The organism is Saccharibacillus endophyticus (assembly GCF_013185185.1).
GTDB lineage: Bacteria > Bacillota > Bacilli > Paenibacillales > Paenibacillaceae > Saccharibacillus > Saccharibacillus endophyticus.
Genome location: NZ_JAAZWE010000001.1, coordinates 1,205,394 through 1,218,939 on the forward strand (window position 1 = coordinate 1,205,394; position 13,546 = coordinate 1,218,939).

Consider the following 13,546-nt stretch of genomic DNA (forward strand, 5'->3'; position numbering starts at 1 on the left):
GGTCCCCGTTCCCTTCCTCCCGAAGTGTAACCGATTTCCTCGGTTTATCTCCTTTATTGTAACAAAAGCAGTAGGCGTTTCTCAAATGCATACGTCACGAAATAAAAAAAGAACCCCTTCGTCTCCAAAGAGGTTCTCCGCGTGCCCCGGATCAATCGACCCAAGATTCCGCCCACATCTGAATTTGCTGCATAACCGGCTGAAGGGCCCGGCCTTTTTCCGTCAATTCGTATTCGATCCGCACGGGAGTTTCCGGATACACATGACGCACCAGAATACCTTCGCCTTCCAGATCCTTCATCCGTTCGGACAACATTTTGTCGCTCATCATCGGAATTTGGTTGGAAATGTCCTTGAACCGCTTCGGCCCGCTCATCAATGTCTGAATAATCAGACCGTTCCAACGCTTGCCCAAAAACGAAAAAGCCGTCTCGAATCTTGGACAAAGCTGCATTGACACTTCATGTTTTTGCTCTATCATAGATGATCACCTCTTAGAAGATTCCCTCTGAAGAGAAACTTACGATTTGTTAGTTTATTTCATATTAACACATTTCCAAGAAAAAGAAAATGCCTTCACGAATTATTTTTTACCGCTAAAAAATCTTTAAGTGCCGTCAGATCACGGTCAATCACTTCTTCGAGCGACCGATTGTAAATGACGGCAGCCGGATGGTACAGCGGAAAAATCGAATAGGAACGTTCACCGAAAACGTAGCCGGAAATAGGATCATTCATATCTTCGAGCCGCAGCACGGGACCCTCGATCACTTTGCCGTGAAGCGAGGAAATCGTTTCATGACTGCCGATCAGACGATGCAAACCAATATTCCCCATCGGCACAATAACCTGCGGCTGAACATGCTCGATCTCAAAATCCAGGATCGGTGCATGAGCCAATACTTCGTTTTTGGTCGGCGTACGATTGGAACGACTGATCCGCGGAAGGGTTCCGGCGGGTGCTCCTGCCACAACCTTGTCTTTAAAAGGGCGACTGCGTACCGCACTGGAAATATAGATATCTTGGCGCGTTAGCCCAAGCTTTTCCAGATACTGTTCCAACACCTTCCCTGCCTGTCCCGTAAAGGGGCGGCCTTCCACGATTTCCGTGGCGCCGGGCGCTTCCCCAACAAACATGATCTTTGCCGGAATGGCCCCTTGACCGAGCAAAAATCCTTCAAGGTCATAGCCTTCGGATCTTCGCAAGCAAGCCTTTACGATTTCTTCCGTTACGGGCGCGCTGCCAAATTCCACGTTCATAGCCATCCCCCTTTCTTCACTTGCCTCTTGATTATTTACCGGTATTGTTCCTATTTTACCCCAAATCGGATATTGCGCCAACCTCGACAAAGCCCTTCTTCATAATTTTGTTAACGCTTTCTTCATTATAAACAGAAAAGCCGTCCTTCCGCGTTAAGCGAAAGGACGGCCGTGCAGCAGCTGCTGCACGCCTTCGATATTCATGTTTCCCTAAAGTCGGAATTCGTTTTTTTAACGTCGGCAGAGATGTTTTAAACGAGTTCCGGAGCGTGCAATGGACGTACCGGCTGAGAATGCCCATACACCGGTTTGGCCGCAGTCGTCGGGTAAGCCCAACGAATCGAATTGGAAATTACGCGGATGATATCCTTGTTGTAATACGTCGGGTACGTTTCGTGTCCCGGGCGGAAGTAGAAAATCTTGCCGGAACCGCGGCGGAACGTGCAGCCGCTGCGGAAGACTTCGCCGCCGGAGAAATTGCTGATAAAGACGATCTCGTCCGGAGTCGGAATATCGAAGAACTCGCCGTACATTTCTTCATGTTCCAGGATGATGTTTTCACCGATACCCTCTGCGATCGGATGGGAAGGATTAACCGCCCACAAAATCTCTTGTTCGCCGGCTTCGCGCCATTTCAGATCGCAGCCCGTTCCCATCAGTTTTTTGAAAGGTTTGGAAAAATGGCCGGAGTGCAATACGATCAGGCCCATGCCTTCACGCACGCGCTGCGCAACGGCTTCCGCGATTGAGTCGTCGACCAGTTCATGCGCCATATGGCCCCACCAGATCATGACGTCCGTCGAGTCCAAGACTTCTCTTGTCAGGCCGTGATCGTCCTCTTCCAGCGTGCAAGTGCGAATGGCGAACCCTTCCGGCGTCAGGGCGCGCTCCAGTTGTTTATGAATACCGTCCGGATATACGGCTTTGACTTCTTCATCTCTGCGTTCGTGTACGAATTCGTTCCAGATGGTTACATTGATCATCGTCGGTATCCCCTTAATTATGACTGTAGTTTAAATGTCTGATTCTATCTCATTAAACCCACCACATCTCTCCTGCCGGCTCTTCGATAAGGACCTGTTGGAGATTGCGTACGGCTTTGCCAAATCCTTCATCGACGGACATCAGCCCGTCTTCGTGCTCAATACTAACAACGTAATCGTAATTTTGCAAACGCAGTTCGCTAATCATGTCGGACCATACTTTCAGGTCGTGACCGTAGCCGACGCTGCGGAAATTCCAAGCCCGGTCCTGCATCAACGTGTACGATTGCATATCGGTCAAACCGTGCATATTCACATTATTTTGGTCGATCGTGATGTCTTTGGCGTGGAAGTGATGGATGGCTCCGGCGCGTCCGAGAATACGGATCGCTTGGACCGGATCGATGCCTTGCCACCACATATGGCTCGGGTCGAGGTTGGCGCCGACCGCTTCGCAGGTCTCTTCGCGCAGCCGCAGCATCGTGGCCGGCGAATGTACCGAGAAACCGCCGTGCAGTTCAAGTCCGATTTTGACTCCGTGATCCTGCGCGAATTTGCCGGCTTCTTTCCAATAAGGAATAACCTTGTTTTCCCACTGCCATTTCAGGATGTCCTGATAATCGTTCGGCCAAGGCGCGACCGGCCAGTTCGGATACTTCGCATCCTCATGGTCGCCGGGGCAGCCCGAGAAGGTATTGACGACCTGTACATCCAGACGCTGAGCCAATTCGACGCTTTGCATGAAGGCATCGTGATCGGCTTTGGCAAGCGCTTTTTGCGGGTGGATCGGATTGCCGTGACAGCTGAGTGCGCTGATCGTCAATCCGCGCGATTCTACCGCTTTTTTGAAAGCGTCCAGCTTCGACTTGTCGGCGAGCAGTTCTTCCGGGTTGCAATGCACGTTGCCCGGATGCCCTCCCGTAGGAATCTCTACGGCTTTAAGTCCTTTTTCAGCGATGTAATCGAGCGACTCTTCGAATCCGCGTCCGTTGAACATTACCATGAATACTCCAAGCTTCACAACCGAACCTCCTTAGTTATTATATCCGTATTTTGAGGTGAATCTGAATAGGAAAGAGGTGCGAAAAAGCCCCTTTTTCCGACATTCGATCGACCAGCGAAATGTACCAGTAATGATGTGGGGGCGTGAAGTTCCTATGCGGGTTGGAAGCGGGATGCTGCGGAAGAAAGTTCGTTACGGTCGCTTGTTGCCCCGGGAAAATCGGAATGAATTTGATATGGAAATTTTCCCGGGGCAAAGGCGAACACTAGCGTTCCTTCACTGAACTTTCTTCCTCCGCCCGGCTTCGCAAAGGCAAAGGAACTTCACTTTTGGAAAAGTGAAAAGATGAGGGCTAAGTGAGCGAGATCGTAACTCGCTCACTGGCGCCTTTTTCGTACTTAAAAGTCAAGCGGGAGCCAGGCACCCGCTTTTTTAAAGCCTTGCACTTATGGAACGCAGAAAGCGTTTGAACAGATCACTTTTCGGCAGAACTTTCGGGTGCAGCTGGAAAGATTCTGCCGGCGTTCTTCAGCGAATAAGGAATCTTAGTTGAAGTATACGGCTTTGCCGGTTTTGGCGGACTCGTAGAGGGCTTCAAGAATTTGAGTAACCACGAGAGCCTGTTCCGGTTTGACGACCGGGTCTTTGTCTTCGAGGATCGCTTCGAGCCATTGGCGGGCTTCGCGATCTTCGGCGTTTTCCGAGCCGCCGTCGTAGAAGGCTACGCCGCCGGAGCCGAAGTCGACTTTGGTTTCGACGAGGCGGCTGCGGTTTTCGCCGTTGATGTGCAGGCCGTCAGCCATGTCCGCTCCGCCTTCGGTGCCGCAGAGCAGGGTTTGGGCTTCGCCGAATTTGCGCACGTTCAGCGCCCAACTGGATTCGAGCACGATCGTCGCGCCGTTTTCCATTTTGATGAAACCGAACGCAGAGTCTTCGACTTTGAACTGTTCCGGGTCCCAAGGGCCGAACGCGTTTGCTGCGTTTTCGCGGCTGCCGAGTTTGTGGAAAGTCGAGCCCATGACGCTTTGCGGCTTGTAGTTGTCCATTAGCCACAGAGTCAGGTCAAGCGCATGCGTGCCGATATCGATCAGCGGGCCTCCGCCTTGTTTTTCTTCGTCGAGGAACACGCCCCACGTCGGAACGGCGCGGCGGCGCAGCGCGATCGCTTTACCGAAGTAGATATCGCCGAGCTCTCCTTTTTCGCACATGTCTTTCAAGTGCAGGCTGTCGTCGCGGAAACGGTTTTGGTAAGCGATCGACAGTTTTTTGCCGGTACGCTCCGCCGCTTCGATCATGCTGCGCGCTTCTTCCGTCGTTTTTGCCATCGGCTTTTCGCACAGGACATGCTTGCCGGCTTCCAGCGCCGCGATCGTGATTTCCGCGTGGGAATCGTTCGGCGTGCAGACGTGAACGACTTCGATGCTTGCATCTTTCAGCAGCTCCGTGTAATCGGTATAGACTTTTGCGCCTTCTGCGCCGTATTTGTCGGCAGCTTCTTGGGCACGGGATTCGACAAGGTCGCAGAAAGCGACGAGTACGGCTTTGTCTTGTCTGGACAGAGCCGGAAGGTGCTTGCCGTTAGCAATACCTCCGCAACCGATTACGGCGACGTTAAGCGTTTTAGACATTCAATTTTGCTCCTTCTGCTGCGTATTTTTTGACCCATTCCATGCTTGTAGCGATACTTTCGAGCGGCTGGCCGCCTGCACAGTAGTCCTGTTCGACGACGATCCACTGTACTCCTGCTTCGATTGCGGCATCCGCGATCGCGGCAAGATTGACTTCGCCTACGCCCAGTTCGGCTGTAATGGCTTTTCCGTCGGCATCGCGCGTCATGTCCTTCAAGTGGATGATCGGCAGACGTCCTTTGTAACGATTAATGTATTCGACCGGATCGTAACCGCCGTAGTGTACCCAACAAGTATCCATTTCGACTTGCAGGTCTTCTGCCGGAATGGCATCGTACATCGCGTCGAAGACCGGCTTGCCGTCGATTTCTTCCGTCATTTCGAAATCATGGTTATGGTAAGCCAGCACGGCACCCTGTTTGCGGGTACGCTCGCCGAGGTCTTTCAGATTGGCGAAGACTTTGTCCCACTGGCGATCTTCTTCTACCAGGTAAGGGACGATCAGCGTATTGTTGCCGATTTGTTTGTTGTAGGCGATTTCCGCATCGAGATGTTCCAGCAGCTGCGCGTACGCCGTATGCGTACCCAGCGCCGTGAGTCCGAGCTCGTCGAGAATCGACTTCACTTCTTCTGCGCCGCGGCCGAAGAACGTATGGAATTCCACGCCTTTGTAACCCAGAGCGGCTACCTTCTCAAGCGTTCCGCGGAAGTCTTGTTCCATTTCTTCGCGTACGGTGTACAATTGCAATCCTACTTGCGTCATTGTGCGTTCCACCTTTTCATCAAATTATAATTTGAGCGAATCATGTCTTGCGGCAGGAACTTTGTACGAGCTGTCGAGCGTGATATGACGGCTCTCCGCGGACGAGTGCATAAAAGCATGCATCGCTTCCAGCACGTGATAAGCCAGCTCGCCGCTTGCCCGATGACGGCGGTTTTCCCGAATGCTTTTGACCATGTCTTCGACGCCTAAGCCCCGCTCGTTGCGGGCGCTCTCGAACACGGGCGGAAGAACTTCCCAATTTTCCGATCCGGCGCGGCGCAATCTGACATCCCCGCCGAAGAAATTCGGATCGGGCAGCGATAACGTCCCTGCCGTTCCGTAGATTTCCATCCGTGGCAATTCGGTTGCTCCCCGCACGTCGAAACTCATAATCATCGTCACGATCGGTCCGCCCGCGAAATCCAGCGTCCCTGCCAGATGGGTCGGGGTCTGAACCGCGATCGGCGTTCCGGCTTTCGGCCCCGAGCCGATCACGCGATCGGGAATTTGGATGCCGGTCGACGAGCTGATCCGCTGAATCGGTCCCAGCAGATTGACCAGTGCCGACAAGTAGTAAGGTCCCATATCGAACATCGGACCTCCGCCATAGGCATAAAAGAACTCGGGGTCCGTATGCCAACCTTCCGGACCGCCGCCAAGCATAAAGGCCGTTCCTGCAACCGGGCGGCCGATCAACCCTTCCTCGATCGCGCGGCGGGCCGTGCTGACCCCTGCGCCCAAGAAGGTATCCGGCGCGCAACCTACAGTGAGGTTCCGCTTGGTGGCCTCGTCGAGAATCAGACGGGCATCCTCCAACGAGACGGCGAGCGGCTTTTCCCCATAAACATGCTTGCCCGCCTCGATGGCAGCCAGATGTACGGAAGCGTGACTGGCAGGAATCGTCAGGTTGATAATCAACTGTATCGATTCGATCGCCATCAACTCTTCCACTGTGCAAGCGGTTGCAATGCCGAATTCGGCAGCCCGTTCTTCCGCCTTTTCAAGTACCCGGTCGGCGAGCGCAACCACTTCGATCCATTCGCTCGCGGCTAGATTTTGTAAGTATATCGCACTGATGTTGCCGCAGCCGACAATTCCGGTCTTCATGCGTGTCAAGAGAACACCACTCCTTCGTGTCGATTACCAAGCTGCTCGATCGCCGAAATATTCTCGGTTTCTTTTGTTCGTGGTTGGTTCGCTTTCATGGTATTGCATATCGATTTGTATTAAAATGAAGAATATAATCGAAACATGAACAATCTGGTCATTATTTTATTTTCTTTTTCAAGGAGTAGCTGATATGCAGACGACTGACCTCCCTTGCCAAGTATTTACCGCAGGATTTTCCTTCCACCGTACTCCTTTTCACGTTCACCGAACGGAAGGCCTTGGCAGTTATCTGCTTCGCCTTCAGACGGACGGCACTTCTGAAGCTCTCGTCGATGGAAAAATGCAACGGATTGAAGCCGGAGACCTGCTGCTCTATGGGCCGGACGAGACGTATGAACTTAAAATTTTCCCTCCTTCGCCTGCGGATAACCGCGAGCGGCCGATGGAAAGCGGGGACTACCACATCTTTTTCGGCGGCGAATGGATCGACCGTTGGTGGAACGAGCGCAAGCGGCCGACCAAGATCAACATTCCGCTCAGCGAAGGCCTGCTGGGTTTGTTCCGGCAGATCGTGATCGAGCAGCGCCGCATTTCTAATCCGGATCCGCGCATCTCCGATTATTACTTGCGCATTTTATGCCTGGAGACGGATCGATTGCTGAATGAACAGCCGATCTCGTCGGGCAAGACCTTTCTGGCTTATCGCATCAAACAGTATATCGAAGAGAACGCCTCCTCCCTGTTCAAGCTAGAAGACGTCTCGGCTTACGTGGATATAAGCGTTTCCCGCTGCGTTCATCTGTTCAAGGATACGTTCGGGATCAGCATTATGCAGTATGCCCTCGAAGTGCGACTCGATATGGCAAAAGAACGAATCGTGTTCAGTCCGATGCCGCTCGAACAGGTCGCCGAGACATCGGGGTTTGCCAACTATACGTATTTCCACCGGGTATTCCGCAGCAAATTCGGCATGTCGCCGAAAGAGTTCCGGCATACGCGCCAGGAGAAAATGTAGAAGGACGATTCAACTGCCTTTTCCTCGATACGACGCCAAAAAATCCCGCTCGAACGCTTCAGGGCGCTTGAACGGGATTTTCGTTTTCGTAAGCGAAACGCCTCGTAACTCTTCGACGGGCATTCGTCTATTTTCTGCCGACCGGCCCGGGATATGTCCTAGCCGTTCGATTCACGCTTCTTTTTCTTGATTTGTTCGATCTCCTCGGCCACGACCATGCCCAAATCCTCGTTGCCGAACATCGTCAGGACGCCGAGCAGCGTATCGTTGGTGATATCGCCGGCTTCCTCCTTCGAAACGGTCAGCTCCAGCCCGCGAGCCAAGCGTTCGTTCGCCTGCTGCTCCGGATAGGCTCTGGAATAGAGTTCTACCGGATCAAGGTCATTGTTGATGCACCACTGCGCATAGACGAGAATCATCATGTCTTCCTCTTGGCGGTAGACCTGAACGATTTTCTCCTGCGTTTCCTTTTCCAGCTCTCGTCGTCCTTCCGTGCTCTCGTAACGCTCGTAGTCGACATCCCGATTGTCATCGTAATCGCTCATCGTTCATCCAGCCTCCTTTCATTAAACTCGACATGCCCTAGTAGCTTAACCAACCTTACATTTAACTTGGTCAAGCTCCCAGGCAAGAACCATGCAGCAGTTTTCTTTTCGAGTATACGCGCCCGGTATCCGATTGGCAAAGGATCAACGGCAGCGCGCCAGCCTTTGATTCGCTAACCTCCGGAACGTTTATCTAGGCTTGTAGGCGTAAAGAAGCGTCAACACTTGCGTAAGCTTCAAAAACGTTTATAATTTAAAGTATAACTTCTAATTAATTGCGCATCAAACAATTGATTCAAATAAAAATCACGGAGGGATCTACATGGCCGATTATCCATCTTCTATGGTCCAAAAAGCAACGTTCGCGGGAGGCTGCTTCTGGTGCATGGTCACCCCGTTCGAAGATTTGCCGGGCATCGTGAAAGTCGTCTCCGGCTATACCGGCGGACACACGGAAAACCCGACTTATAAAGAAGTATGTTCGGAAACTACGGGACACGTCGAAGCGGTTCAAATCACGTACAACCCTGAACTTTTCCCTTACGAAAAACTGCTGGAACTGTTCTGGCAGCAAATCGACCCTACCGATGCAGGCGGACAATTCCATGATCGGGGTTCTTCTTACGGCACGGCGATCTTTTACCATACGGACGAGCAGCGCATCAAAGCCGAAGCTTCCAAGAAAGCGTTGGGCGAAAGCGGACGCTTCGACAAGCCGATCGTAACGCCGATCCGTCCGGCCGAAACGTTCTACGAAGCCGAAGAGTATCATCAGGATTACCACAAAAAAAACCCGGGCCACTATAAACGCTACAAAAAAGCCTCGGGCCGCGAAGCGTTTATCGAGGATCATTGGAAAACAACCGTTAACAAAGACGATCTCAAACAGCGTTTAAGCGAAATGCAGTATAACGTCACGCAAAAAAACGGCACCGAGCCCGCTTTCCATAACGAGTTCTGGGATCATCACGGCGAAGGCATCTACGTCGATATCGTGTCGGGCGAGCCGCTGTTCAGCTCCCGCGACAAATACGACTCCGGCTGCGGCTGGCCGAGCTTCACCCGTCCGATCCGAGATTATCACGTGAAGGAAAAAGTCGACCTGACCCACTTCATGATTCGCACCGAAGTGCGCAGCAAAGAAGCCGACTCCCATCTGGGCCACGTATTCGACGACGGTCCGGGTCCGGACGGTCTGCGCTATTGCATCAACTCCGCCGCGCTGCGGTTCGTACCGGCAGAAAAGCTCGAAGAAGAAGGCTACGGCGAATATCGCGCGTTGTTCGCCCAGTCTTAAACCTGCTTTATTCGGCAATAAATCGAGTTTGTCCTAACAAAAACGGATTCCGTCTGATGACGGAGTCCGTTTTTTTTCGGCCTATAAAAGAATCCTAAGCATGAATGCGCCGAATCAGGTGCACGAAGGTATCGACGGCTTTGCGAATACGCAGCTCGGTCGCCTGATCGGCGGGATCTCCGTTCTCGTCGAACTTGCGTTGATCGCTGCCGATCGAGATCCATTCCGGACAGTTCAGGCCGTGCAGGTTGCGGACGATCGCCTGCAAAGCGCCAAGGGAAGATACCCCCACCGATCCGCCTGCCGAGCTGGCGGACAGCACCGGCTTGCCTTCGAAATATTCGCTGTTCAGGAAGTCCAGCGCATTTTTCAGAACGCCGGAGATCGAAGAATGATATTCCGGCGTCGACAGAACGACAGCTTGTGCCGATTTGACGGCCTGCGACAACTTGAGCACTTCCTCGTGTCCGTAAGCTTCTCCCGGACCGTACAGAGGGAGTTGATGCTCGTACAAACTGAATACTTCGGTTTCGAATCCTTGCTCCTCCAGCAATTTGGCGATATAACGGATCAATACGGTGCTGCTGGCCTGCTCGCGGTTGCTGCCGGCGATCAATGTGACTTTCATCGTTAATCTTAATCTCCTTCCGTCTTTCGGTTTATCGGATTCGTCGCGGCCGCGCCTTGCAGGGCGGCAGTGTGCGATCATGTTTGTCATCATAACAGGAAATTTCAAATTTGAAAAACCGTTGTTTGCCGACTCGAAGGAATCAAATTTTGATCGCGAGGGTAATGGAAGCCAATGCTTTATTTGAAAGCGTTATCTTACAAGGGCTCGAGACAAGCGGCTGGCATTTATCGAACAGCCGAACGTTTCGATTTTGCCTGAAAGGATTTGAATACATGGCGACAAACGCGAATGACGCGGAAAACGGAGAATCGCATCAACGGAAAACGTCAGAATCGGCGATAGGCAAACGCCGCAGGCCGCCTTTGATTCGCTACGTGTCGGCCGCTTTGCTGGCGCGAGGAGCCGATGCCGGGGCGGCGGTCGGTTTCGTCATGCTGGCTTCCGCTTCGGGCGCGCCTGCCGCGCACGGAGCGTTGATGGCTGCCGCGTTGACCGCGCCGCATGTGTTCGGCTCGCTGCCTTCGCGCCTGCTCGATGCGGCCAAAGACGCCCGCATGATTTTGGCGGGTTCGGCCGTGCTGTACGGCTTGTGCATTTTGGCCGCGGCGCTAAGCTTCGGCCGAATGCCTTTGGCGATTGCGCTGCTGCTGGCCGCGGCGGCGGGATTTTGCGGTCCGCTGCTGACCGGCGGACTGAGCAGTTTGCTGGCACCGCTGATGCCGGGCCCCGAACGCAAGCAGCGCCGCGCCGAAAGCTGGGATGCGCTGACCTACGGCATCGGCGGCACGCTCGGTCCGGCAGCCGTCGCAGCCGCGGCTGCCGCTTTAAGCGCGGGATTCGCGCTGGCCGCTTTGAGCGCCGCGTCTTTTGCGGCAGCTCCGCTGATGATGGCTTTGCCCAAGCCCGCGCTGCCGGAGCGCGCCGAGCCTTCCGTTAGGTCGTCCGGCGCGGCGGACGGACAAAAGAAAAAGCAGCGCGGCGTGCTGCGCGCGTTGGCCTCGATCGGTCCGCTGCGCCGGGCTACGCTGCTGACGATGGCAGCCGCGCTGCCGGGCGGCGCCATCTCCGTGCTGGCGGTGTCTTTCGCCGAGCGGACCGCGCAAGCCGGCGGTTCGTCCGGCGGCTATCTGGTCACGGCGTTCGGCTTCGGCAATCTGGCCGGATCGCTGCTGCTCGTCTTGTTTCCGCTGCGCGGGAACCCGGAAAAGCAAATGCGCGGTTGGACCACGGCCGTCGCGGCAAGCTTTGTTTGCTGCGCGTTCATGCCTTCTTATGCTTGGCTGTTTGCGGCCCTGCTGCTGGCGGGGGCGGCCAACGCGCCGTTTTTCGCCGCGGCACTGGCGGTCCGCTCCGCCTTTTCGCCGGACGGGATACGCGCTCAGGCATTCGCCGCGATGGCCGGAATCAAAACGGCCGCCGGTTCGGCCGGTACCGCGGCGGCCGGCATGTTGATCGCGTTCGGCCCGTCTTCGCTGTTTTTGGCAGGCGGACTCCTCGTCTTTGCCGCTCTGCTCGCAACGGGCCGGGACGCTCTTTCGCGAACAAAGGCCGATGCTTAAGCCGTCGACCGGACGGGTAGTGAATAGCGTAAGCCGCGGCCGGGCAAAACGAATTCGGTTAACGTGCCCTTTTCGACGCGCCGCAAATCCGACAACCGTTAATGAATAGGAGGAATCGTCATGCCTTGGAACAAAAACGATTATCCGCAGTCCATGAAAAACCTGGACGAACGCGTCCGCAACAAAGCAGTCGAGATCGCCAACGCGCTGCTGCGCGACGGCTACGAAGAAGGACGCGCGATCGCGATTGCCACTTCGCAGGCCGAAGAATGGGACGAAAACCATCCCGAACACGGCAACGGCGACAAAAAAGACCGTTCGAGCGATAACGGCGGCAGCCGCGGCAAAAAACCAACATCGAAACCGTCCGGCAATCATGCGCTGCACGTTGTTTCGCACGAAGACGGTTGGGCCGTAAAAGAAGAAGGCAAAGACAAGCCGCTTTCGGTACACGATCGAAAAGAAGACGCCGTTCAATCCGCCCGAAAAGAAGCGGACGATCGCGATGTGCATGTCCACGTGCATACGCGGGACGGCAAAATCCAATCTTGAGTTTTCAAGAATTCCGATATGCAAAAAAACCGTTTCGGCTTTCTCCATCGCGGGAGAAAATCGGAACGGTTTTTTTCTAAAAACAAGCGGGGAAATTTGCGGCTCCGGGCCTTCCCCTGCGGCCCTATATGCTTACACTCGATTCAAACCTTTCACTTCCGGTGTTGCTTGCGGCACATGGCGCTTCGACGACGTGAACAGACGCATGATCGAAGTCAGACCTTGACGCAAAATTTGCGGTTCCACGGTCCATGTGATGACTTTGCCTCCGATGCAGACTGCGGCTACCGTATACAACGTCTCGGCCAGCGGCAGATACAGCAGTGACAATAGCAGTACCGACGCATCCATCAAAATGAATACCGTACCGATTTTGAGTCCCGTTTTTTCGTGCAGCCAGATGGCCGCGCAATCGTCTCCGCCCGTCGCTCCGCCTGAGCGAAGAACCAAGCCTCCGCCGATCCCGGTCAGTATGCCCGACAACAGTGCGGCAAGCCACAACTGCCCGTGCAGATCGAAGTTCAGCGTGGAGAAGTGCTCGATGCCGGCATAGAACGCGGTGAACGAGCCCGCGGCAAGCACGGCCGGTCCCATGTTCCTCCACCCTTTTTTCAGGGCGAATAACAGCATGAACGGAATATCGAGAATCAGAATCGTCAACGCGGGCGACAGCCCGAATGCGTATTCGCCGAGCAATGAAAGCCCCACAAATCCGCCTTCCGAAAGATGGTTTTGAAAATTAATGTGATAAAACGCGAATGCCATAACGAACGTGCCTGTTAAGATCGCGGCCGCCTGCGCGGACCGCTTCATCCTTTTCCCTTTTGCCTTCATACGATGATCTCCTCATTTTCGCAGTATTTGCCTAGTCGACAATGCGCTGCGAGCCAGAGGGGAAAACCGTAAGGCGTTCATCCTTCGCATGGATGTCCCTTCCCTTCGCAGTGTTTGTCAACAACGATGATCCGACAAACTTTCTACGAGGGACGCTAAGTATAGGAGAGATCGTAACGTTTCCAGATTGTCCTTTGGGGAATACTCCTTCGGGGACTCATGGTATCCTGATCCTTTCTGTGTTTGGATGTGAAGTCTGAGCATTATATACCCAGTGCTGTCACCTTTCTAAACTATTTTACCACAAAGCCATTCGGGAAGCGACAGAATGAACACGGTTTTTTGTAATTTTCATGTAAAAGAAGA

Annotated in this window: 14 protein-coding genes; 4 read left to right on the top strand and 10 right to left on the bottom strand. The window is 53.9% G+C overall.

The features are described from left to right. Positions 1-151: 151 nt before the first annotated feature. From HRQ63_RS05430 to HRQ63_RS05460, 7 genes are all read right to left on the bottom strand, one after another. Entirely contained in the window at positions 152-481 is a 330-nt protein-coding gene (locus HRQ63_RS05430) for a winged helix-turn-helix transcriptional regulator (protein ID WP_037289418.1), read from the bottom strand. 95 nt (positions 482-576) lie between these two features. Next, positions 577-1,341, bottom strand: coding sequence for a uracil-DNA glycosylase (locus HRQ63_RS05435; protein WP_229714069.1), 765 nt, complete (start codon positions 1,339-1,341; stop codon positions 577-579). Positions 1,342-1,511: 170 nt separating this feature from the next. Further along, the gene (locus tag HRQ63_RS05440; RefSeq protein ID WP_037289422.1) at positions 1,512-2,243 is read right to left on the bottom strand and encodes a ThuA domain-containing protein; all 732 of its coding nucleotides are present in this window, start codon (positions 2,241-2,243) and stop codon (positions 1,512-1,514) included. A 52-nt stretch (positions 2,244-2,295) separates the two neighbouring features. After that, complete coding sequence (locus tag HRQ63_RS05445) at positions 2,296-3,264, bottom strand: sugar phosphate isomerase/epimerase family protein (protein ID WP_172240191.1); 969 nt, start codon at positions 3,262-3,264, stop codon at positions 2,296-2,298. A gap of 527 nt (positions 3,265-3,791) precedes the next feature. After that, positions 3,792-4,874 carry a Gfo/Idh/MocA family protein gene (locus HRQ63_RS05450; RefSeq protein WP_037289426.1) on the bottom strand — a complete coding sequence of 361 codons (1,083 nt, stop codon included), beginning with the start codon at positions 4,872-4,874 and terminating at the stop codon, positions 3,792-3,794. Further along, positions 4,867-5,637, bottom strand: a complete 771-nt coding sequence (locus HRQ63_RS05455; RefSeq protein ID WP_172240194.1) for a sugar phosphate isomerase/epimerase family protein — start codon at positions 5,635-5,637, stop codon at positions 4,867-4,869. Before HRQ63_RS05455 ends, HRQ63_RS05450 begins: the two co-directional genes overlap by 8 nt. Positions 5,638-5,661: 24 nt before the next feature. Next, entirely contained in the window at positions 5,662-6,753 is a 1,092-nt protein-coding gene (locus HRQ63_RS05460) for a Gfo/Idh/MocA family protein (RefSeq protein WP_172240197.1), read from the bottom strand. Between the two features lie 184 nt (positions 6,754-6,937). Between HRQ63_RS05460 and HRQ63_RS05465 the strand changes: the two genes are divergently transcribed. Next, a complete protein-coding gene (locus tag HRQ63_RS05465; RefSeq protein WP_172240200.1) occupies positions 6,938-7,762 on the top strand; it encodes a helix-turn-helix domain-containing protein in 825 nt (274 codons plus the stop codon). Between the two features lie 158 nt (positions 7,763-7,920). Here the strand turns inward: HRQ63_RS05465 and HRQ63_RS05470 are convergent, their stop codons facing one another. Further along, positions 7,921-8,307, bottom strand: coding sequence for a hypothetical protein (locus HRQ63_RS05470; RefSeq protein ID WP_308809903.1), 387 nt, complete (start codon positions 8,305-8,307; stop codon positions 7,921-7,923). Positions 8,308-8,629: 322 nt separating this feature from the next. On the opposite strand from HRQ63_RS05470, the gene msrA reads away from it, so the two are divergent. After that, on the top strand, positions 8,630-9,604 hold the full coding sequence (msrA, locus tag HRQ63_RS05475) for a peptide-methionine (S)-S-oxide reductase MsrA (RefSeq protein ID WP_172240203.1): 975 nt from the start codon (positions 8,630-8,632) through the stop codon (positions 9,602-9,604). Between the two features lie 94 nt (positions 9,605-9,698). Here the strand turns inward: msrA and HRQ63_RS05480 are convergent, their stop codons facing one another. Beyond that, the gene (locus HRQ63_RS05480; protein WP_172240206.1) at positions 9,699-10,232 is read right to left on the bottom strand and encodes an NADPH-dependent FMN reductase; all 534 of its coding nucleotides are present in this window, start codon (positions 10,230-10,232) and stop codon (positions 9,699-9,701) included. A gap of 275 nt (positions 10,233-10,507) precedes the next feature. Between HRQ63_RS05480 and HRQ63_RS05485 the strand changes: the two genes are divergently transcribed. Together HRQ63_RS05485 and HRQ63_RS05490 are read left to right on the top strand one after the other, a co-directional pair. Beyond that, positions 10,508-11,794 (top strand): MFS transporter, encoded by a 1,287-nt coding sequence (locus HRQ63_RS05485; RefSeq protein ID WP_172240209.1) that lies wholly within the window; start codon positions 10,508-10,510, stop codon positions 11,792-11,794. Between the two features lie 120 nt (positions 11,795-11,914). Further along, a complete protein-coding gene (locus tag HRQ63_RS05490) occupies positions 11,915-12,346 on the top strand; it encodes a DUF2188 domain-containing protein (RefSeq protein WP_172240212.1) in 432 nt (143 codons plus the stop codon). A 132-nt stretch (positions 12,347-12,478) separates the two neighbouring features. On the opposite strand, the gene HRQ63_RS05495 is transcribed toward HRQ63_RS05490, so the two are convergent. Beyond that, positions 12,479-13,180: a YitT family protein gene (locus HRQ63_RS05495; protein WP_172240215.1), complete on the bottom strand. Its 702-nt coding sequence runs from the start codon at positions 13,178-13,180 to the stop codon at positions 12,479-12,481. Between the last annotated feature and the right edge of the window lie 366 nt (positions 13,181-13,546).

Excerpts from the sequence above, each read along its gene's own strand:
- HRQ63_RS05430 (WP_037289418.1), bottom strand. The coding sequence starts at position 481 with ATGATAGAGCAAAAACATGAAGTGTCAATGCAGCTTTGTCCAAGATTC.
- HRQ63_RS05455 (WP_172240194.1), bottom strand. The coding sequence starts at position 5,637 with ATGACGCAAGTAGGATTGCAATTGTACACCGTACGCGAAGAAATGGAA.
- HRQ63_RS05470 (WP_308809903.1), bottom strand. The coding sequence starts at position 8,307 with ATGAGCGATTACGATGACAATCGGGATGTCGACTACGAGCGTTACGAG.
- HRQ63_RS05480 (WP_172240206.1), bottom strand. The coding sequence starts at position 10,232 with ATGAAAGTCACATTGATCGCCGGCAGCAACCGCGAGCAGGCCAGCAGC.
- HRQ63_RS05440 (WP_037289422.1), bottom strand. The coding sequence starts at position 2,243 with ATGATCAATGTAACCATCTGGAACGAATTCGTACACGAACGCAGAGAT.
- HRQ63_RS05485 (WP_172240209.1), top strand. The coding sequence starts at position 10,508 with ATGGCGACAAACGCGAATGACGCGGAAAACGGAGAATCGCATCAACGG.
- msrA (WP_172240203.1), top strand. The coding sequence starts at position 8,630 with ATGGCCGATTATCCATCTTCTATGGTCCAAAAAGCAACGTTCGCGGGA.
- HRQ63_RS05465 (WP_172240200.1), top strand. The coding sequence starts at position 6,938 with ATGCAGACGACTGACCTCCCTTGCCAAGTATTTACCGCAGGATTTTCC.
- HRQ63_RS05450 (WP_037289426.1), bottom strand. The coding sequence starts at position 4,874 with ATGTCTAAAACGCTTAACGTCGCCGTAATCGGTTGCGGAGGTATTGCT.
- HRQ63_RS05490 (WP_172240212.1), top strand. The coding sequence starts at position 11,915 with ATGCCTTGGAACAAAAACGATTATCCGCAGTCCATGAAAAACCTGGAC.
- HRQ63_RS05495 (WP_172240215.1), bottom strand. The coding sequence starts at position 13,180 with ATGAAGGCAAAAGGGAAAAGGATGAAGCGGTCCGCGCAGGCGGCCGCG.